This is a genomic window from Pseudonocardia sp. Ae717_Ps2, assembly GCF_001932475.1.
GTDB lineage: Bacteria > Actinomycetota > Actinomycetes > Mycobacteriales > Pseudonocardiaceae > Pseudonocardia.
On sequence record NZ_MCIS01000001.1, the window covers coordinates 2,196,319 to 2,215,225 of the forward strand.

Consider the following 18,907-nt stretch of genomic DNA (forward strand, 5'->3'; position numbering starts at 1 on the left):
TAAGCATGAGTCCAACAAGTGATGATCAGTCTGTCATGAGGATCGTTCATGTCCGTCGCTCTTCCCCAGCTGCGTGCCCTGGTCGCCGTCGTCGACACGGGCGGCTTCGGCGCGGCCGCGCATCGGCTCGGCGTCAGCCAGTCGGCCGTGTCGCACGCCATCGCCGCCCTGGAGCGGGCGGCCGGCCGCCCGGTCGTGGCGCGTGGTGTCCCGATCACCCCGACACTGCTCGGCCGCAGACTGGTGGAGCACGCCAGGATCGCGGTCGCGGAGGCGGCGGCCGCGGAGGAGCTGCTCCGGGATCCCGCCGAGAACCCGTCCGGTGCGGTCACCCTCGCCGCGCCGCCGACCGCGTGCCACGCCGTGCTCCCCGGCCTGCTCGCGGGATGGTCGGCCGAGTACCCGGAGCTGCGCATCGTGCTGCTGGAGGGCGAGGACGACGAGGTCGTCGGCTGGCTGGAGGACGGCACGGTGGACCTCGCGATCGTGGTGGACCCGGACTTCGGGACGACCGAGGCGCTGCCGGTCGCGGCCGACGGGTTCCAGGTCGTGCTGCGTACCGACCACCCCCTGGCGGGGGAGCGGTCCGTGGACGTGGCGGACCTGGCGGACGATCCGCTGCTGCTGTCCACCGGGGGGTGCGAGCGGCAGATCCGCGAGCTGTACCGGCAGGCGGGCTGCGCGTTCACCCCCACCCACCGCGTCCGCCAGCTGAGCACCCTGTTCTCCATGGTGCGGGCCGGGATCGGGGTCTCGCTCGTGCCCGGCCTCGCCGCGGGGATGGAGGGTGCGGGCCTCGTGCTGGTGCCCGTGGCCCAGCACCTGCGCCGCGAGCTCGTGCTCACCGGCCCCGCCCGCAGGCCGTGGCGTCCGGGAGTGGCGCAGATGATCGACGCCGTCCGCGCCCGGCGGGCCGCCTGAGCCCTCACAGCTGCTCGATCAGCGCCCGGACCGCGTCGCGGACCTCGTCGGGGCGTTCCTCCTGGGGGAAGTCCCCGCACCCGGGCAGCTCGACGAGCCGGGCGTGCGGCAGTAGCTCGGCGAACCGTCGGCCCGTCGACGGCGGGACCAGCCGATCGGCGGCGCCGAAGACCAGCGTCGTCGGCAGCGTCGCGCCGCGCAGCGGACCGGCCAGCACGTCGAAGTCCTCGCCGTAGCTCAGCCGCACGCCGAGGCCGAACCGCGCCATCGGCGCGCCCCGCCCGCGGAGCTGTCGGTGGTAGTGGGCCACGGCCGTGGGCTCCGGGACGAAACCGGGCCCGTGCGTCGCCGCCCACCGGGCGGCGAACGGCCCGTACGGGAACGCCCGGGCCAGCAGCGGCCCCAGCAGCGGAGCGCCGAGAGCGCGGAAGAGCCCCAGGTTCGCCGCCCCCTCACCGAGGGCTCCGGCCGCCATCACCACCATCCCCGCGAGCCGGCCGGGATGGCGGGCCGCCGCCCACGCTGTCAGCGAGCCGCCCATCTGACTGCCCACCAGCACCGGGTCCCGCAGCTCCAGCGCGTCCAGCAGCCCGACGAGCAGGTCGGCGGCGGAGTCCGCGGTCCAGTCGGTCCGACCGGGCACGGGCGAGCCCCCGCAGGCGGGCAGGTCGACGAGCACGGTCCGGTACCGCTCGGCCAGGCCGGGGGCCACGTGCCGCCAGGTCGTCGAGTCGGTGAGGAAACCGTGGACCAGGACGACCGGCCGCCCGCCGGGCGGGCCCGACTCGGTGACGTGCAGGGTGGCCCCGTCGAGCTCCACCAGCCGCCCGCCGGCCTGGTCGGCGGCCGTCACGACCGCCCGCCGAAGGCCTCGACGAGCAGGGCGTTGAACGCCTCGGGTGCCTCGACCGGAGGCAGGTGCGCGGCGGCCAGCAGCTCACGGCGCGATCCCGGCACGAGGTCGGCGAGCCGCTCGGTGAGCACCGGCGGGAACAGGATGTCCTCCCGGCCGCCGACGACGAGCGTCGGCACGCCCGTCAGCCCGGCGAGCAACGTCGTCCCGTCGTGCTCGAGTGCGCCGCCGTAGATGCTGCGCAGGCTCGCGGCGTCGTACTGGTCGAACATCGCCCGCCGCAGGGCGCGCTCGCGGCGGCGCAGGGTCTCGGCGCCCGCCTCGGAGAACAGGAAGGCCTTCAGCACCTCCCAGAACCCGCCGACGTCGTCCCGCTCGAGGAACCCGTTGAGCATTCCGAGCAGCAGCCGCGTCGGCCCGTGTGACGCGCCGAACGTGGCGACCAGCCCGAGGCCGCTGAGGCGCTCGGCGTGCTTGGCCGCGACGTGCTGCGCGACCAGCCCGCCGTGCGAGAGGCCCACCACCGTGGCGGCGGGCACGCCCAGCGCGTCCAGGACCCGGGCCAGGTCGTCCGCATGGGCGGCGTTGTCCGGGAACCCGGTGGTCGACGGGGAGTCGCCGAAGCCGCGCATGTCGTAGGTGATCACGGTGAAGTGCTCGCGCAGCGTCGGAACCTGGCGCATCCAGCTCCCGGACAAGGTGGTGAGCAGCACCAGCGGCGGTCCCGCACCCACCGTCCGGCAGCGGATGCCGCCGCCGGGCACCGCGATGGTGTCCACCGTGGACCCGTCCGCCATCCCTGCTCCTCTCGTCATCGGACGGCGACCCACGTGGCGGCCCGTCCGTGGATCTCGTCGATCGCGTGCCTGCGGGGTTTGGTCGTCTCGGTCAGGCAGCCCTCCTCCACCGTCGGCATGCGGTCGACCACGGCGTAGCTGCGGACCCGTTCCCAGCCCGGCACCGCCGCGTTGACGGCGGCGAGGAGCTCGCCGACCGGCGGCCGCGCGGGGTCCGGGTGCGGGAAGAAGAGCAGGGCGCCCAGCCGCCCGTCCGGCCGCAGCCCGACCTGGCAGAGCCCCGCGCCGGTCGCCGCCGCCACGGCCTCCTCGATCGGCCGGACGAACACCTTCTCGCCGCTGCCGAGCGCGACGAAGTCCCGGGTCCGGCCGAGCACGGTGAGCAGGCCCCGCCCGTCGAACGACCCGGCGTCGGCGGTGGGCTCGTAGCGCTCGGGGTCCCACGACCGCCGTTCGACCCGACCGTCGACGAGCCGGCCGTAGAGGAAGGGGGTGGGTGTCCGGACGAGGATCTCCCGCGTCGTGACGTCGAGCCGGACCCGGCCCCAGGGGATCGGGCGCCCGACCGTGCCCGGCTCGCGGGTCTCGGGGGTGTTGAGCCCGATCATGCCCAGCTCGGTGGTCCCGTAGACCTCGTAGAGCGGGATCCCGGCGTCGAGCAGCTCGGCCATCAGGGCGGGCGGTGTCGGCGCGCTCCCGACGAACACCGAACGCACCGAGTCCCCGAGCATCGCCGCGACCGCGGCGGCGGGTGCCGGGGTGCCGGCCGCGGCGGCCCGGGCGCGGAGGTGCTCGAGCACCCGGGGGACGGTGACGTGCAGCGTCGGGTGGTGCCGCGCGGTGTCCGCGACGAACCGCGCGGGGTCCGACAGCACGAAGTCCAGACCCGTTCGCAGGCCCCAGTAGAGCATCATCCGCTGCGGCAGGTGGGACAGCGGCAGGTAGAGCAGGAGCCGGTCCCGGTCGTCGATGCCGTAGATCTCGGCGAACCGGTCCATCGTGAACAGCAGCGGGTCGGCGTGCACCGCGAACAGCTTCGGTTCCGACAGCGTGCCACTCGTCGAGACGACGGTGAACGGTCCGGTCCGGCGGTGGGCGGGGCGGAACCCCTCGTGCGCCCCCGCGGCCACGATGTCGCCGACCGCGACCGCCCCCGCGCCGTCGCCGGACCCCGGCGGACCGAGGAACAGCACCGTCAGGCCCGCCTCCGCGAACGCCGGGACCGCCTCCCGGCGGTCGGTGAGCACCAGCGCGCACCGGCTCTCGACGGCGGCCGACACGGCCCGCGGCACGGGCGCGGTCGAGTACAGCGCGACGGACAGCGCACCGACGATCGTGCAGGCCAGGTCGGCGAGCACCCACTCGATGCCGGTGCCGCCGTGGATCGCGACACGGCTCCCCGGACCGACCCCCGCGGCGCGCAGCGTCTCGGCGAGCACTCCGGCGTCGGCTCGGCACCGGGCGAAGGTGGCCTCCTGCGGCCCGGACGGACCGTGGAAGAACAGCCGGGGGCCCGTCCGGTCCGCCATGCCGTCGACGATCTCGGCGAGGGGGCACGGCGGCTCGGGCCCGAGTACCGCCGGGGCGGTGCCCGGGTCGGAGGTGACGTCGGTGTCGGTGGTCATGGCTACGCCGTGGTCATGGCGTCGGTGAACAGCTGTCCGTAGGCGCGCAGCGTGTACGACCAGGCCGTGACCATCAGCTGGTACCGCTCCGGGGTCGTCGCGGCCCGGTCGAAGGCCTTGCGGACCAGCTCGATGTGCTCCTGGTCCTCCTCGGAGTGCACCTTGAGGAAGTTCAGCGCGGTCCGCGCGAACGGGTAGCCCGCCATCGCCTCGGTGACCTTGGGTCCGAGCGAGGCGCCGAGCCCCTCCGTCGCCGCCGCGAACCCGATGAGCGCCGCCGGGTCCTTCATCGACACCAGCCAGTGGTTCTGGCCGACCATCGTCCAGGTCCCGAGCCCGGGCAGCCCGGACAGGTAGGTGTCGGTGTCGTAGCCCAGCCTGCGCAGGTCCTGCACGCACAGCCGGTCGTGGTGGCGCTCCTCGATCGCGAGGTTGAGGAACCAGTCCTGCAGCCATCCCTCGGCGGCGCGGGAGGCGGCGGCGGAGAGGAAGTACGGGGTCTGCTGGACGAGGTGGTAGGTCTCGCGCAGGTAGGCCGCGTACACCCCCTCGGTCAGCTCGCCGCGCAGGATCAGGTCGATGAAGGGATGCTCGACGACGTCGGACCTCAGCACGTCCGAGGTCTCGGCCAGCGCCTTCTCGTAGTTGCCGGTGGTCATGTCTCAGCTCTCCAGGATTCCGATCTTGCCCATCACGTCGTCGAACCGCAGGCGGGTGCGGTCGATGTAGTCGGCCGAGACGAACCCGGCGTCGATGGCCCAGCCGATCGACTGCTTCAGCCGGCCCTCCAGGTAGCCCTCGAGGTGCTCGCGGTACCACTTGCAGTGCTCCACGGCCCGCTTCTGCGCCTCCGGGTTCTCCGCCAGCACCCGCTGGGCGACGGTGATGCCGAAGGCGACGTGGCGCCGTTCCTCGCGTTCGATCCGGTCGAACTGGTGGAAGTAGCGCGATCCGCTGCGGCCGAGCTGGTAGAGCTCCTCCATCGCGAGGACGCCCTCGGCGTAGAGGTTGAGTCCGATCAGGACCTCGACCTCGTCGTCGCTGTAGAACAGCTTCGCGAACCGCTCGCCGATGTCGTCGATGCGGTACGGCTCGTGGTCGAAGCCGTGCCACGGCTGGCCGAGGATCTCGACGCCCTCCCGGAACAGCCGGGCGTGCACGACCTCGTCCGCCGCGTGTTTGATCAGGTAGTTCTTCTCCTGCAGGCTGTTGCGACGCGGCAGCCACCGGGCACAGAGATCGATGATCTCCAGCTCGGAGTAGTAGAAGTTGACGTAGACGGTGAGGATCAGGTCCCAGGCGTCCCGCCCGTAGGTGTCGATGATCTCCTGCTTGAGGGTCGTCGACGAGTCGGATGCCGTGGTCGTGTCGAGAGTCGTCGGGTGTCCTCCTGGGCAGTGGACTGCGGGGTGGGCGGGCTGGACCCGAACACGTCCTCGACCCCGATCTCGAGGGCCTTGAGGAACCGGCTCGTGAGGTTGTACATGCCGACGGCCAGCACGATGTTGACGATCTCGGCTTCGGAGAACCGGGCCCGCAGCCGCGCCCGCAGGTCCTCGGTGACGCCGTCGGGATCGCGGGTCAGGGCGTCCGCCACCTCCAGGACGAGTGCCTCGCCGTCGTCGAAGACCTCGGCGACCGCGATCGCGTCCCCGATCGCCCCGATCTGCATCTCGCCGATGCCCGCCCGCCGGGCGGAGGCGCTCATGTGGGCGATGCAGTAGGTGCACTCCTGGGTCGTCGCGGTGCCCAACGCGGCCAGCGCCCGCAGGCGGGGACCGATCGTCGGCGAGCGGTAGACCTCGGCCCACAGCGGGACGAAGGCGGACGTCAGGTCCGGACAGTGGGCGAGGGCGCGCAGGATGTTGGGGACGAAGCCGTACTCGGCGCGGACCGCCTCGAACAGCGGGGCCAGGCCCTCGGGGAGGTCCGCGTCCGGCAGCAGCCCCACCATCGGGCCGGTCCCGGTGCCGGCCTCGGTGCCGGTGCTCACGAGACCGGCACCAGCAGGCCGTAGCTGACCGCCTCGTGGACCAGGCTCTGGGCCTGTTCGCGGGCCTGGCCGCCGTCGGCGACGAGCCGCTCGACGAGGTCGAGGCTGTTGGTCCTGCCGTCGGCGAGGTCCAGCAGCGACTCCAGAGCGGCGGTGTAGGGGACGGTCACACCCGACGGCCCCGCGATCGCCTGCGCGGCCCGCAGGTGGGCCCCGTCGACCGCGAGGTCCGAGGAGATCGTGACCTCGTCGGACCGGCGCACCGGCTGGGTGGGATCGACGCCGATGCCCGTGGACTTGCCGTCGAAGATGTTCTCGATGGTGCTGCGCAGCTGGTCGGGCACGTCGAGCTGCTCCAGGTAGCGGCTGTACCAGGACCGGTGCGCGAAGGCTCCCGCGATGAGCGAGACGAAGGCCTTCTCCGGGTCGATGTCCGGCACGTCGAACTGGCTGCGGGCGTGCCAGAAGTAGGACTCCTTGCTCCCGCCGTGGCCGCCGTAGAGGAAGTAGACCTGCGCCCGCAGCCGGGCGAACTCCTTGCGGTAGGCCTGCTCGTAGAACCCCAGGACCTCCTCCCGCGGCAGCTCGGGCTTGTCCAGCGCGGTGTTGACCGTCACCGCCGCGAGGAAGCCGCTGAGCATCGCGAGATGGACGCCGGTGGAGAACAGCGGGTCGATGAAGCAGGCGGCGTCACCGACCGCGATGTAACCGTCCCCGCTGAACCGGTCGTAGATGTAGGACCAGTCCCGCGCCACGTGGATCTCGTCGGCGCGCTCGGCGCCCGCGAGCCGGGCGGCCAGCTCGGGGGTCCGGGCGAGGCACTGGGCGTAGTAGGCCTCCATGCCCTCCTCGCGGTGGCGGGCCAGCACCCCGGAGTCGACGACCATGCCCACGCTGGTGATCCCGTCGCGGAGCGGGATGAACCACCACCAGCCGTCGTCGAAGGTGGGCAGGAAGGTGTTCCCGGCGTCGAGGCCGGGCGGGCGCTCGGCGTCCTTCCAGTACGTCCACACCGCGAGGTTCTTCAGGTACGGGTCCCACTGCTGTTCGTGCAGGCGCCTGGTCACCGTGCCGCCCTGGCCCGAGGCGTCGACGATCCAGCGGGCCCGGGCCCGGGTCACGACGCCGTCCGGGCCCCGGAAGTCCACCGTGCCGCCCTGGCCGTCCAGGGCGAAGTCGACGACCTTGTGCTGCTCGCGGACCTCCACCCCGTGCTCCGCCGCGTTGTCCAGCAGCATCTTGTCGAAGGGGCCGCGTTCCACCTGGTAGCCGTAGTCGTACGGCATGGCGAGGGCGTCCTTGAAGTACACCGTCCAGGGTTCGCGGTTCTCGCCCCAGACCCACTCCACGCCGTGCTTCTTGATGTAGCCCTCGTCCTCGAGCCGGTCCAGCACGCCGATCCGCTGCAGCAGGTCCGCGGTTCCGGACAGCAATGACTCGCCGATGTGGTAACGCGGGAAGGAAGCGGCTTCGAGAGTGAGGACGGACTTTCCGAAATCGGCCAGGAGAGTCGCCGCCATCGCACCTCCCGGGCCCCCACCAATCACAATCACGTCGTACTCGAGAAGATGTCCGTCAGCCATGGGTCAGCTCGTTTCCGGTAGGAGTGGAAGCGGTCAGGCGGCGTAGACGTCGACGACCTCGTCGTAGCCCATCAGGTAGCGGTAGAACGGGGCGTCGGACCGGAAGGACCGCGAGAAGAGCTCGCCGACCTGCAGCAGCAGCGCCACCGAGCGGTCGGGTTCGTCCAGCTCGGTGTCGACGAACTCGAGGCCGGTCTCGGTGAACCCCATCGACAGCAGCGTGCGCATCGGCGTGGTGGGGGTGTTCAGGAACAGGTCCGCCACGATGTGGCTCACCCCCTGCTGGATGCAGTGGTGCAGGCAGCCCTTGACCAGCGCGGCGAGCACTCCGAACGGCATCTCCGGGTAGCGCCGCCTGCGGAACTCCGGAAGCACCATGAGCCGCTGGACCTCGACGAGCCTGCGGTCGCCGTCGCCGCGCAGCTTCTCGATCCCGACGAACTGCTCGACCGGCAGCCGCTCGGGGGAGTCCGCCACCACCCGCATGGTGCCCACGGGCTCGCCGGCCGCCCTGGCGAGGAGATAGGTCGAGTGCGGGTGGTAGCGGTCGTCGATCAGGGCCGGTGCGTCCGCGGCCAGCCAGCCGCACTCGGTGCCGTAGACCGCCCGCCAGAGCAGGTCGACGTCGCGCAGTTCCTCCTCGGTCCGGGCGAACCCGACGCGGAACGGGGAATCAGTCGCAATGCACCGTTCCCTGAATTGCAGATCCATCGCCGGCCCCCTGTTGTAGGTGTCCTGTACGGGCCTTCACGCTAACGATCCCGAGGTGCTCCGGTCAATAATCTCAACCGTGTTATTCGCGGGCCCTGAGAAAGGATTTCTGCGACGCTATGCGATCAGTTCTTCGTCGCAGAAATCCCTTTTCGGTACGGCGCTTCCGGCGAGCAGCAGAACCGCGCGCAGGCGCTCCCAGCCGACCTCGCGGGCGGGCCGGTGCAGGCACACGTCGGGCCGACCCGACCACCGGGCCCGGGTGGCGGGCGAGCGGCGCAGCTCGGCCTGCCCGCGTGGGTCCGCGACCACGTGCACGACCGTCCGCCCGGTGCCGCCGGTGCGGCCCCTCGGGTCCAGGACCCGGCGGAGCAGATCGTGCACCGAGTCCGTCTCGACCGGTCGTGGAGGTGCGCCGCCCGCCCCCGCGGACAGGACGACGGCCTCGCCCGCCCGCCCCGAGCACCTGCCGAGCACGGTCAGCGACCGCGCCTCCAGCACGGGTACGACGGCGAGGCCGAAGGCCCCGGAACGAAGGGGACGATCCCGTGCTCGTGCCAGGTCCGGGCGACGGTGGCGCCGCTGATGCCGAGCCGGGACGCGACCCCGCGGCAGGTCCATCGTCTGCCGACCGCGGGGGGCTCCAGCAGCGTCGTGCGCACCACGGCGTCGGCGTCGACGGTCCGCGGCCGCCCGGGCCGGGACGAGTCCCGGAGTCCGGCCGGCCCCTCGGCGAGGTACCTGTTCCGCCACGTCGCCACCGTGGGTCTGCTGGTGCCCAGCCGCTCGGCGACCGCCGTCACCGAGAGACCCTCGGCGCTGAGCAGCACGATCCGGGCGCGCAGCGCCGTCGGGGACGAGCCCTCCGCCAGCCGGAGCAGCTGCGCGCGGTCCGGCGCGGTGAGGGTCAGCGCGCGGCCACCGCTCATCTCACGCCGTCCCGGCGCGCGTCTGGGCGGCGGCGAGCAGCGTCTCGGCGTCCGCGTCCCGGGCCTCGTAGGCGCCCGCGGGATCCATCGAGAGCAGGGAGCGGTCGCGCATCAGCCAGCGGCCGTCGACCATCGAGTCCACCACCGCGTGGCCGCTGCCGCCGTAGACCAGCGCGGACTCCAGGGACTGCATGCAGGCCGGCCCGCGGTGCAGGGCTGCGGTCGCGACCGTGACGAGGTCGGCCGGGGCGCCCGCGGTCAGGGTGCCCGCCCCGCCGCCGGTCCCGAGGGCGCGGTGCCCGGCGACCGTCGCCATCTCGAGCAGGGTCCGCGCGGGCAGCGCGTCCGGGACCCGGCTGACGAACGAGGCCAACCGCCCCATGGCCCGCATCTCCGCGAACATGTCGTAGCTCCCGTTGTCACAGACGTTGTCGGTGCCCAACGCGACCGTCACCCCGTGTTCGAGTGCCCGTCGAGCAGGTGGCGGGGCGGCGCCGCTGGCCATGCACACGTTCGGCGCGAGGACCAGCGCGACGTCGGTGCCGGCGAGGAGCGGGAGGTCCTCGGGCAGCACCGTGCAGCCGTGCGCCAGCAGCAACCGTCGTTCGAGCAGGCCGAGCTCGGCCATCCGGCGCAGCGCCGTCGTGCCGTGGTGCTCGAGGCACCACGCGTCCTCCTCCCCGCTGGTCGCGAAGTGCGCGTGCAGTCCGGTGTCGTGCGCGTCGGCGAGCGCCATCTCGGCGACGATCGCCTCCTCGGTGTTGTCGACGAAGAAGGCGTGCGGACCGACCCAGCCGCGGACCAGCGTTCCCGCGCCCGCGGTGGAGTCGAGGAACTCGGCACAGGCCTGCAGCTCGCGCGCGCGGGCCGCATCGTCCCCGAGCTCGACGATCCCGTAGGCCACCGCGGCACGCAGGCCGCTGCGGACGACGGTCGGCACGATCTCCTCGGCGAACAGGTACTGGTCGGCGAACGCCGTGGTGCCCGAGGCGATCATCTCGGAGCACGAGACGGCCACGGCGGCGGGCAGCGCGGTCGGCCGCAGACCGGCCTCCAGGGACCGGACGCTGGCCAACCAGCCCTGCTTGGTCAGCAGCGACCAGCCCTGTGCCACCCCCTTCATCAGCGACATCGGCGTGTGGGTGTGGGCGTTGACCAGGCCCGGCATCAGGATCCGGCCGTCCAGCCGGACGGTGTCGGCCCCGGTCGGTGGCCCCGCGGTCCCGACGGGGTCGACGCCGGTGATCGTGCCGCCGTCGAGCCGGACCACCCCGGGGCTCAGCACCCGGTCGGGCAGCAGGACGTGGTCGGCGACGAGGGTCGTCCTCCCCGCCGCCGTCGTCACGGCCGCCCCCCGGCCTCGGCGCCCGCCATCAGCCCGCCGACCCGCTCGCGGTCCACCTCGGCCCGCGGGTACGGGCCGAGCAGCCGCCCGTCGTACAGGACGGCCACCCGGTCGGAGAGGTCGAGCACCTCGTCGAGCTCCGTCGAGACGAGCAGGGTGGCCAGGCCGCGGTCGCGTTCGGCGCGCAACGCCCGGTGCACGAACTCGATGCTCCCGACGTCCAGCCCGCGGGTGGGTTGGTTCGCCACGAGGAGGGCGGGGTCCCCGGAGAGCTCGCGGCCGATCACGATCTTCTGCAGGTTGCCGCCGGACAGCGTGGCGACGGGACCGCGGGGCGGCACCCCGCGCACGTCGAAGCGGGTGACGACGTCTCGCGCGGCCCGGTCGACGGCCGTCCTGCGCAGGACCCCGTGCCGGGACAGGGGCGGCCGCCGGAAGGCCGTGGAGATCACGTTCTCGGCCAGGTCGGCTCCCCGGTTGAGCCCGGCGGTCATCCGGTCCTCGGGGATGTGCGCCACGCCGGCCCGTCGGGCCGCGCGGACCGAGGCGTCGCAGAGCCGGGTGCCGCCGACCTCGATGACGCCCTGGTCGACCGCGCGGATGCCGGTGACGGCGTGGACGAGGTCGTTCTGGCCGTTGCCGCTCACCCCGGCGACGCCGACGATCTCGCCCGACCGCACGGTCAGGTCGACCCCGCGGAGCCCGACGTCGCCGGACGCGTCGGCACGGCACCCGACACCCCGCAGTTCGAGCACGACGGTGCCCGCGTGCTCCGTCCGCCGCGCCGGGACCGGGGCGATCTCCCGGCCGATCATCATCCGGGTGACGGTGCGGCGGTCCGCCGCGGCGCGGTCCAGGGTCCCGACCAGCCTGCCGCGGCGCATCACCGCGATGCGGTCGGCCACGGCGAAGACCTCCGGCAGCTTGTGGCTGATGAACAGCACGGCGCGCCCGGTGGCGGCGAGCCGCCGGATCACCCCGGCGAGGTCGCGGGCCTCGGCGGGGGTGAGCATCGCCGTGGGCTCGTCCAGGATCACGACCCGCGCGTCGGCGGCGAGGGTCCGCAGGATCTCCACCCGCTGCTGCAGCCCGATCGGCAGACCGCCGACCTGCCGCCGGGGGTCGACCGGCATGCCGAGCTCGGCGGCCAGCCGCGCGACCTCGCGGTCGGCCGCCCGGCGGTCGACCAGGCCCCGCCTGCGCGGCTCGCGCCCGAGCAGCACGTTCTCGGCCACGGTGAACGAGGGCACCAGCGCGAAGTGCTGCTGGACCATGCCGATGCCGAGCGCGATGGCGTCCTGGGGCGTGCGGATCACCGCCTCGCGGCCCGCCACGAGCACGCGGCCGGAGTCGGGCCGATGCAGGCCGAACACCATGCTGGTGAGGGTGGTCTTCCCCGTGCCGTTCTCACCGACCAGCGCGAGCACCTCGCCGGCCCGCAGGTCGAGGGACACGTCGTCGACCGCCAGCACCCCGCTGGAGGCGAAGTACTTGGTCAGCCCCTCCACTCGCAGCAGCGGCGCGGCCGTCACGCCGCCACCCCGAGGGACCTGCACTGCGGCGTGGTCGGCGCTCCGAGGGCGTCGCACACCGCGATCGAGCCGTCGAGGATGCGCGCCTTGTAGTCCGCGACGGCGGCCCGGACCTGCGGGAGCTTCGCCGTCAGGTCGGCGGGGCCGGTGCGGGCGAACGTGGTCGAGCCGTCGTCCCAGGACAGGCCGGTCGCTCCCTGGGCGAGCCCGACCGCGGTGAACCCGGACCGGAACGTTCCGTTCTTCGCGGCCTCGATCAGCAGCTCGGTCGTGCGGTCGACCCGCTTGAGCACCGAGGTGATGACCGTGCCGGGCGCGTCGTCGTCCTGGTTGCCGTCCACCCCGATCGCGAAGGTGCCGGTCTCCTGCGCTGCCTGGATCACACCGGTGCCGGACAGGCCGGCGACACCGTAGACGATGTCGGCGCCGCGCTGGATCTGGTCGAGCGCGGCCTCCTTGCCCAGGGCCGGGTCGGAGAACCGCCCGCCGAGGTAGGAGTTGACGACGGTGCAGCCGGGGCAGGCGGCGAGCACGCCCTGTTTGTAGCCGTAGAAGAACTGGTTGAGGCCGGGGGCGTCGATGCCCAGCACCGCGCCGACCGTCCGCGTCCGGGTCAGGCTGCCTGCGACGACTCCGGCGAGGAAGCTGCCCTCGTGCACGTTGACCGTGTAGGCCGCGACGTTGGCGGGCAGCTCGTCCATGTTGACGTCGCTGGGGGCGCCGAACCGCTGGTCGGGGTTGTCGTCGGCGACCGCGCGCAGCGAGTCGGGGTCCAGCCCGAGCGCCAGGACGAGATCGGGGCGCGCGGTGACGGCGCTGCGCAGCGCGGACTCCTGCCGGGAGGTCGACTCGGCCTCGATGACCTGCCCGGTGACCCCCATCGACTGCTCCGCGGCGTCGAGCCCGCGGACGGCGGCGTCGATGTAGGAGTTGTCGCCCTGGGCTCCCGGCGTGATCAGGGAGACGGTGAAGGCGTCCGGGTCGGCCTGCTCGGACCCACCGCCACCCGACGGGGAACCGCACCCGGCGAGCAGCACCAGTGCGGCGGTGAGCGAGCCGGTCAGGGCGACGCCCCTCCTACGGTTCGCTGACGGTGTCGTGCGGGGCATCGCGTCCTCCGGTGGTGGTGGGGGTGGGAGTCGTGGGGCCCGGGCCCGGGCCCGGGTCCGTGCGGGTGCGGTTGCGGCTGCGGTGGAACAACGCCCGGATCCGGTCGCGCCGCCCGGCGTGCAGACCGACCGCCACCAGCGCCACCAGCGCGGCGACCTGGGGGAGGAACTGCACGAGGTTGGGCGGGACGGAGGTGGAGGTCTGCAGCCGGACGGACACCGCGTCGGCGAGACCGAAGAGGAAGGCCGCGGGGAGCAGCCCGCGCGCGCTGTTGAGCGCCAACAACGCGGCGGTCACGGCGATCCAGCCGCGCCCGTCGGTCATGTTGCGGGTGAACAGCCCGAGGTTGCCGACCGAGAGGAACGCCCCCGCGATCCCGCAGAGCGCGCCGGCCACGCACAGCGTCACGAGCTGAACCCGGTGGACCGGAATGCCGGCGCCCGACGCGGCGGCGGGGGACTCCCCGGTGGCGAGCAGGTGTCTGCCCGGCCGGGTCCGGAAGAGCAGGGCATAGCCGAGCACCGCCGCCCAGGACAGGTAGACCAGGCCGTTGTAGCCGGAGAGCAGCCCACCGAGGACGGGGATGTCGGCGACCACCGGGATCCGGATCGGGGGCAGTGGGCTGACATCGGGCCGCCAGCCGCCGGCGTCGCCGAGGAACGCCCTGGTCGCGAACACGGTCGCCTGCAGGGCCAGCAGGTTGAACCCGATCGCGAACACCACGAGGTCCCCGCCGACCCGGTCCAGCGCGGAGAGCGCCGCGCCGATCATCGCCCCGACGAGTGCGGCCGCGACGACCCCGACCGGACCGCTGCCGCTGCCCGCCGCCACCAGCAGCCCGGCGAAGCAGCCGGTCAGCATCGTCCCCTCGACGGCGAGGTTGAGCAGCCCGACGCGGTTGCACAGCGCCGACGCGACGGCGGCCAGCAGGATCGGAGTGCTCAGTCGCACCGCGCTGGCCACGAGGTCCACCGTGAAGAAGCCGTCCACCGGTCAGCGTCCGCTCGGGTCGGGGGCGGCGACCGGCGCCGCGTCCGCGGACGGTCGGGTCGGGGGAGCAGTCCCGTCCGTGGTGCGTCTGCGGTGTTCCTGCCAGCGCCGCAGCACCGGCGGCCGCAGCGCGACGAGGACGATCATCACCGCGAACACGGTCCCGCCGAGCTCGCTGGGGATCCCGAGCTGCACCTGGAGCCCGTTCACCGCGCCGGTGGAGATCCCGGCGAAGGCGAATGCCGCCACGAGGGCCCCCACCGGCGAGAGCCCGCCGAGGAGGGCGGCGGTGAGACCGTTGAATCCGGTGCCGTCGGCGAACCCGTCGACCACCCGGTAGTTGACACCCAGCACCTGGACCGCTCCGGCCAGCCCCGCGATCCCGCCGCTGACCAGCATGGCGCGCACCGCGGCCGGCCCGGCCGCCATCCCGGAGTGCAGGCCGAAGGCGGGTGCCTCCCCGGTCATTCGCTGCTCGTAGCCCCAGGTCGTGCGGAAGAGCAGGAACCAGACCGCGACCGTGGCCGTCACGACCACGACGACGCCGACCCCGACCTTGGAGGCGGTGTCGAACACCGGCAGCTGGGCCGAGCGCTCGATCCGCGGGGTGAAGGGCTGGGACGAGCGGTCGGCACGCATCGGGAAGCTGATGAGGTACGAGACCAGCAGGATCGCGATGTTGTTGAAGATGATCGAGCAGATCAGCTCGTTGACCCCGAACCGCACCTTCAGCAGCGCGGGGACCAGCGCCCAGAGCGCGCCCGCGAGTACGGCGGCGAGGATCGCGCCGAGCAGGTGCGTCACCCCGGGCAGCGGGAGGGCGTAGCCGACCCAGCCCGCCGCGACCCCGCCGACCGCGTACTGCCCCTCCTGGCCGATGCTGAACATCCCACTGCGCAGCACGACCACCCCCGCGAGCGCGCAGAGCCCGAGCGGCGGCAGCAGGGCGAGGGTGTTGAGGAGGTCGCAGCGGTCCGGACGACACGAGAAGCCCGCGTCGAGAACGGTGGCCGCCGCGGCCAGCGGATCGGCGCCGCCGATCCGGATCAGCAGCGCTCCGACCAGCAGGCCGAGCAGCGCGGCGCCGAGCGAGACGACCACGGCCCGGACGCGGGGATCGGACAGCGTCAGAGGGGACGAGATGGCGGCCTCCCGGAGCTCGGTCACGGCGGCCGACGATAGCGTCGTCTGTGAATCTATAACGTCGTACTGTTAGTTGTTCACGATCTCGCAATACCGAGAGCGATCGGCAAAGTCGTGTTCACAGACTTATCCCCCGATCGTGACCACCTAAGGCTGGCCTGGTCGCAGCCCGTCATCGGGGTGCCGCCGAGCAGGGCGGCGCGCCACTGTGAGGCTCGGACCAAGATGTGATCTGATGACATCGTGATGACGGTCCTGCCGCAGAGGTGCCTGCGATGAGCCGCACCGCGACCCGTCGCGCCGAGCTGTTGCGGCGCGTCCGCGCGGCGGGCGAGCTCGGCTTCACCGAGCTCGCGGAGCAGCTGGCGGTCTCCGAGATGACGGTGCGCCGCGACGCCCACGCACTCGAGAGCGACGGGCTGCTGCGGCGCGTGCACGGCGGAGTGATCGTGAACCCGGACCAGGGCGGGGTCGACCGCCTCTTCTCCGCCGGGGACCGGGACCTCCACCTCGCCCGGACTGCGATCGCGGCGGCGGGGGCCACCCTCGTCGGCGAGGGGGAGGCGGTCGCCCTGGGTGCCGGGACCGCCGTCGTCGAGCTCGCGCGGGTCCTGGTCGGACGGGACGATCTCACCGTCGTCACCTCCGGCCTGGCGGCGATGACCGTCCTCGCCGGGACGGCGGGCCCCCACGTCCTCGCGACCGGCGGGCTCGTCGAGCCCGGGCGGCTGGGGCTGGTCGGCGACCGGGCCGAGGCCGGGTACGACGGGGTGAACTGCGACATCGCGTTCCTGTCGGTGGACGGCATCGGCGGGATCGGCAGTGCGGTGCTCACCAGCAGCTCGGAGGACGAAGCCCGGGTGGCCGCCGCGGCCGTCCGGTCGGCACGCAGGCGCGTCGTCCTCGCGGACCGGACCACGCTCGGTCGGACCGAGCTGTACACGGTCGTCCCGCTGACCGCGGTGGACGTGCTGGTCACCGACGCCGAGCCGGACAGCCCCCTCCTGGAGCCGGTCCGGGCGGCGGGGGTCGAGGTCCTCGTCGCGGGCGGTGTCCCCGCGAGCCCGGGTGCGTCGTGACCGCCCCGGTGGCCGATCGGCGGGCCCGCATCCGCGTCCTGCTCGCGCGTGACGGCGAGGTCCGCTTCGACGCCCTCGCGCGCGAGTTCGGCGTCTCCGAGATGACCGTCCGCCGCGACATCGACCAGTTGGAGGCGGAGGGGGTCGCCCGGCGGGTGCGGCACGGGGCCATCGACGTCACGGGCCGGTCGTCGGAGCCCCGCTTCTCGCGCCGCGCCGGGGTCGAGACGCCCGCGAAGGCGGCCATCGCCGCGGCGGTGGCCGAGCTGCTGCCCGTCTCGGGCGGGCTGATCCTCGACTCGGGCACCACGGTGCTCGAGGTGGCCCGACGGATGTCCGGACTCCGGTCGGACCTGACCGTCATCACCCCCAGCGTGCTCGTGGCGACGCACCTGGCGGACAGCGGGGCGCGGGTCGTGCTCACCGCGGGGTCCGTGCGGCCGGAGGAGCTCTCCGTCGTCGGACCGGAGGCCGTGGCGTCCTTCGAGGGGCTGCACTGCGAGATGGCGGTCCTCGGCGTCGCCGGACTCGACATCGAGCGCGGCCTCACCGACTACAGCCTGGAGGAGGCCCGCGTGAAGGCCGCGGCGGTCCGGGCGTCGCGTCGGGTCGTCGCCGCCGTCGACCGGACGAAGCTGGGGCGGGTGTTCTTCGCCGCCGTCGCCCCGGTGAGCGCGGTGGACGTGCTGGTCACCGACGCCGAGCCGGAGCACCCGGTCCTGCGGGCGCTGCGGGACCGGGGGACGCAGATCGTGACGGTGGACGCCCGGGGGGTGCCCGGGTGAGTGGCGGCCTCCTGCTCGGGCTGGACATCGGGACGACCGCGACCAAGGGTGTGCTGCTGGACCTCGACCGGGGCGTCGTCGCGCAGTGGCGGCTGCCCGTGGAGCTGCACTCGCCGCAGATCGGGCACGCCGAGGTCGAGGCAGGGGACTGGTGGGCGAACGTGTGCCGGGTGCCCGCGGCGCTGCTGGCCTCGGCGGGAGTCGACGCCGGCGCGGTCGCGGGCGTGGCGGTGACCGGGATGGTGCCCGCCGTGATCCCCGTGGGCCGGGGCGGGGAGCCGCTGACCCGCGCGATGCTGCAGAACGACGCCCGGGCGTCGGTCGAGATCCGCGAGCTGGCGGCGGAGCTGGCCGGGATCGACCTCGTCGCGCGCACCGGATCCCCGCTGTCACAGCAGTCCGTCGCGCCGACCCTGCGCTGGCTGGCCCGGCACCGGCCGCAGGTGCGCGCGGGGACGGCCACCCTGGCCGGGTCCTACGACTGGATCGCCCGCAGGCTCGGCGCCGAGCCGCACCTCGAACGCAACTGGGCGCTGGAGAGCGGTCTGTTCGACCTCGACGGCACCCCGTGTGCGCCGGTGCTGGCGGCGGCGGACCTCGATCCGGCCCTCCTACCCCCGGTCGTCGAGCCGGGCAGGGTGGTCGGCGCGGTGTCCGCGTCCGCCGCGAGCGAGACGGGCCTGCGGGTGGGCACCCCGATCGTGGTCGGTGGGGCGGACCACGTGCTCTCGGCGGTGGCGAGCGGGCTGCGCAGCCCGGGGGACTGGACGGTCAAGCTCGGCGGCGGCGGGGACATCCTGGCCGTGGCGGACTTCCCGCTCGTCGACCGCAGGCTCTATCTCGACGCGCACCCGGTCCCGGGACTCTGGCTGCCGAACGGCTGCATGGCCACCAGCGGCAGCCTGGTCCGCTGGCTCGGCGCGCTGACCGGCACCGACGACCTGGCGGCGCTCGGCGCGGAGGCAGCGGACAGACGCCCCGGCGAGGTCCTCTGCCTGCCCTACTTCCTCGGCGAGAAGTCGCCGTGGCACGACACCGACCTGCGCGGCGCGTTCGTGGGCCTGGACCTCTCGCACGACCGCGCGAGCCTCTACCGGGCGGTGCTCGAGGCCGTGGCGTTCGGCTTCCGCCACCACGTCGAGATCCTCACCGACTGCGGCATCGCGCTGGCCGCGGCGCCCGTGGTGACCAACGGCGGCGCGGGATCGGCGCTGTGGAAGCAGATCCACGCCGACGTGCTGGACCGGCCGGTCGTGGCCCTGCGCGGGCATCCCGGCGGCGCGCTCGGCGCGGCGCAGGCCGCCGCCGTCGGGGTCGGTCTGGTATCGGGCTGGGCGGAGATGCCGCTGCACGTGCGACCGGAGGCCCCCGTCCTGCCCGACCCGACCTCGGCCGCCCGGCTGGCCGAGGCCTACCGGACCTGGCGTGCGCTCGGCGAGGTCCTCACCCCGATCTCGCACCGGCTGGCGCGGTCCTGACACCCCGAATCCGGACGACTCGGACCCGAACCC

At 73.6% G+C, this 18,907-nt stretch carries 19 protein-coding genes; 4 read left to right on the forward strand and 15 right to left on the reverse strand.

What is annotated here, in order from left to right; all coding sequences use genetic code 11:
• Window positions 1-48 precede the first annotated feature (48 nt).
• Entirely contained in the window at window positions 49-921 is an 873-nt protein-coding gene (locus tag Ae717Ps2_RS10460) for a LysR family transcriptional regulator (protein WP_075333276.1), read from the forward strand.
• Between the two features lie 4 nt (window positions 922-925).
• On the opposite strand, the gene Ae717Ps2_RS10465 is transcribed toward Ae717Ps2_RS10460, so the two are convergent.
• The 15 genes from Ae717Ps2_RS10465 to Ae717Ps2_RS10535 all read right to left on the reverse strand — a co-directional run bounded on the left by Ae717Ps2_RS10465 (window position 926) and on the right by Ae717Ps2_RS10535 (window position 15,556).
• Window positions 926-1,774 (reverse strand): alpha/beta fold hydrolase, encoded by an 849-nt coding sequence (locus Ae717Ps2_RS10465; RefSeq protein WP_075305953.1) that lies wholly within the window; start codon window positions 1,772-1,774, stop codon window positions 926-928.
• Window positions 1,771-2,571 (reverse strand): alpha/beta fold hydrolase, encoded by an 801-nt coding sequence (locus Ae717Ps2_RS10470; RefSeq protein ID WP_075305955.1) that lies wholly within the window; start codon window positions 2,569-2,571, stop codon window positions 1,771-1,773. The genes Ae717Ps2_RS10465 and Ae717Ps2_RS10470 overlap by 4 nt, the downstream gene beginning before the upstream one ends.
• Window positions 2,572-2,585: 14 nt before the next feature.
• Complete coding sequence (locus tag Ae717Ps2_RS10475) at window positions 2,586-4,196, reverse strand: AMP-binding protein (RefSeq protein ID WP_075305957.1); 1,611 nt, start codon at window positions 4,194-4,196, stop codon at window positions 2,586-2,588.
• Between the two features lie 2 nt (window positions 4,197-4,198).
• Complete coding sequence (locus Ae717Ps2_RS10480) at window positions 4,199-4,855, reverse strand: iron-containing redox enzyme family protein (protein ID WP_075305959.1); 657 nt, start codon at window positions 4,853-4,855, stop codon at window positions 4,199-4,201.
• Window positions 4,856-4,858: 3 nt separating this feature from the next.
• Window positions 4,859-5,356: a hypothetical protein gene (locus Ae717Ps2_RS10485; protein ID WP_198932162.1), complete on the reverse strand. Its 498-nt coding sequence runs from the start codon at window positions 5,354-5,356 to the stop codon at window positions 4,859-4,861.
• A 128-nt stretch (window positions 5,357-5,484) separates the two neighbouring features.
• Window positions 5,485-6,189, reverse strand: coding sequence for a carboxymuconolactone decarboxylase family protein (locus tag Ae717Ps2_RS10490; protein WP_075333277.1), 705 nt, complete (start codon window positions 6,187-6,189; stop codon window positions 5,485-5,487).
• Window positions 6,186-7,772: an NAD(P)/FAD-dependent oxidoreductase gene (locus tag Ae717Ps2_RS10495; RefSeq protein ID WP_075333278.1), complete on the reverse strand. Its 1,587-nt coding sequence runs from the start codon at window positions 7,770-7,772 to the stop codon at window positions 6,186-6,188. The genes Ae717Ps2_RS10490 and Ae717Ps2_RS10495 overlap by 4 nt, the downstream gene beginning before the upstream one ends.
• 33 nt (window positions 7,773-7,805) lie before the next feature.
• Complete coding sequence (locus Ae717Ps2_RS10500) at window positions 7,806-8,483, reverse strand: GNAT family N-acyltransferase (RefSeq protein ID WP_075305965.1); 678 nt, start codon at window positions 8,481-8,483, stop codon at window positions 7,806-7,808.
• A gap of 117 nt (window positions 8,484-8,600) precedes the next feature.
• Window positions 8,601-8,984, reverse strand: coding sequence for a hypothetical protein (locus Ae717Ps2_RS10505; protein WP_075305966.1), 384 nt, complete (start codon window positions 8,982-8,984; stop codon window positions 8,601-8,603).
• Window positions 8,963-9,412, reverse strand: a complete 450-nt coding sequence (locus tag Ae717Ps2_RS10510; RefSeq protein WP_075305967.1) for a helix-turn-helix domain-containing protein — start codon at window positions 9,410-9,412, stop codon at window positions 8,963-8,965. The genes Ae717Ps2_RS10505 and Ae717Ps2_RS10510 overlap by 22 nt, the downstream gene beginning before the upstream one ends.
• 1 nt (window position 9,413) lies before the next feature.
• Window positions 9,414-10,757, reverse strand: a complete 1,344-nt coding sequence (locus Ae717Ps2_RS10515; RefSeq protein WP_075333279.1) for an amidohydrolase family protein — start codon at window positions 10,755-10,757, stop codon at window positions 9,414-9,416.
• Window positions 10,754-12,289 carry an ABC transporter ATP-binding protein gene (locus tag Ae717Ps2_RS10520; protein WP_075334230.1) on the reverse strand — a complete coding sequence of 512 codons (1,536 nt, stop codon included), beginning with the start codon at window positions 12,287-12,289 and terminating at the stop codon, window positions 10,754-10,756. Before Ae717Ps2_RS10520 ends, Ae717Ps2_RS10515 begins: the two co-directional genes overlap by 4 nt.
• A complete protein-coding gene (locus Ae717Ps2_RS10525) occupies window positions 12,286-13,398 on the reverse strand; it encodes a BMP family ABC transporter substrate-binding protein (RefSeq protein ID WP_075305973.1) in 1,113 nt (370 codons plus the stop codon). Before Ae717Ps2_RS10525 ends, Ae717Ps2_RS10520 begins: the two co-directional genes overlap by 4 nt.
• Complete coding sequence (locus Ae717Ps2_RS10530; protein ID WP_075333280.1) at window positions 13,367-14,389, reverse strand: ABC transporter permease; 1,023 nt, start codon at window positions 14,387-14,389, stop codon at window positions 13,367-13,369. The genes Ae717Ps2_RS10525 and Ae717Ps2_RS10530 overlap by 32 nt, the downstream gene beginning before the upstream one ends.
• 3 nt (window positions 14,390-14,392) lie before the next feature.
• Window positions 14,393-15,556 carry an ABC transporter permease gene (locus Ae717Ps2_RS10535; protein WP_075305977.1) on the reverse strand — a complete coding sequence of 388 codons (1,164 nt, stop codon included), beginning with the start codon at window positions 15,554-15,556 and terminating at the stop codon, window positions 14,393-14,395.
• A 251-nt stretch (window positions 15,557-15,807) separates the two neighbouring features.
• On the opposite strand from Ae717Ps2_RS10535, the gene Ae717Ps2_RS10540 reads away from it, so the two are divergent.
• Genes Ae717Ps2_RS10540 through Ae717Ps2_RS40040 form a run of 3 tightly spaced genes read left to right on the forward strand, consistent with a single transcriptional unit; the run spans window position 15,808 to window position 18,874 of the window.
• Window positions 15,808-16,611, forward strand: coding sequence for a DeoR/GlpR family DNA-binding transcription regulator (locus Ae717Ps2_RS10540; protein WP_075333281.1), 804 nt, complete (start codon window positions 15,808-15,810; stop codon window positions 16,609-16,611).
• Entirely contained in the window at window positions 16,608-17,396 is a 789-nt protein-coding gene (locus Ae717Ps2_RS10545) for a DeoR/GlpR family DNA-binding transcription regulator (protein ID WP_075305982.1), read from the forward strand. The genes Ae717Ps2_RS10540 and Ae717Ps2_RS10545 overlap by 4 nt, the downstream gene beginning before the upstream one ends.
• A complete protein-coding gene (locus tag Ae717Ps2_RS40040) occupies window positions 17,393-18,874 on the forward strand; it encodes an FGGY-family carbohydrate kinase (RefSeq protein ID WP_212611714.1) in 1,482 nt (493 codons plus the stop codon). The genes Ae717Ps2_RS10545 and Ae717Ps2_RS40040 overlap by 4 nt, the downstream gene beginning before the upstream one ends.
• Window positions 18,875-18,907: the final 33 nt, after the last annotated feature.

Coding starts and splice junctions, on each gene's coding strand:
- Ae717Ps2_RS10495 (WP_075333278.1), bottom strand. CDS start 7,772: ATGGCTGACGGACATCTTCTCGAGTACGACGTGATTGTGATTGGTGGG.
- Ae717Ps2_RS10500 (WP_075305965.1), bottom strand. CDS start 8,483: ATGGATCTGCAATTCAGGGAACGGTGCATTGCGACTGATTCCCCGTTC.
- Ae717Ps2_RS10525 (WP_075305973.1), bottom strand. CDS start 13,398: ATGCCCCGCACGACACCGTCAGCGAACCGTAGGAGGGGCGTCGCCCTG.
- Ae717Ps2_RS10460 (WP_075333276.1), top strand. CDS start 49: ATGTCCGTCGCTCTTCCCCAGCTGCGTGCCCTGGTCGCCGTCGTCGAC.
- Ae717Ps2_RS10470 (WP_075305955.1), bottom strand. CDS start 2,571: ATGGCGGACGGGTCCACGGTGGACACCATCGCGGTGCCCGGCGGCGGC.
- Ae717Ps2_RS10480 (WP_075305959.1), bottom strand. CDS start 4,855: ATGACCACCGGCAACTACGAGAAGGCGCTGGCCGAGACCTCGGACGTG.
- Ae717Ps2_RS10510 (WP_075305967.1), bottom strand. CDS start 9,412: ATGAGCGGTGGCCGCGCGCTGACCCTCACCGCGCCGGACCGCGCGCAG.
- Ae717Ps2_RS10540 (WP_075333281.1), top strand. CDS start 15,808: ATGAGCCGCACCGCGACCCGTCGCGCCGAGCTGTTGCGGCGCGTCCGC.
- Ae717Ps2_RS10475 (WP_075305957.1), bottom strand. CDS start 4,196: ATGACCACCGACACCGACGTCACCTCCGACCCGGGCACCGCCCCGGCG.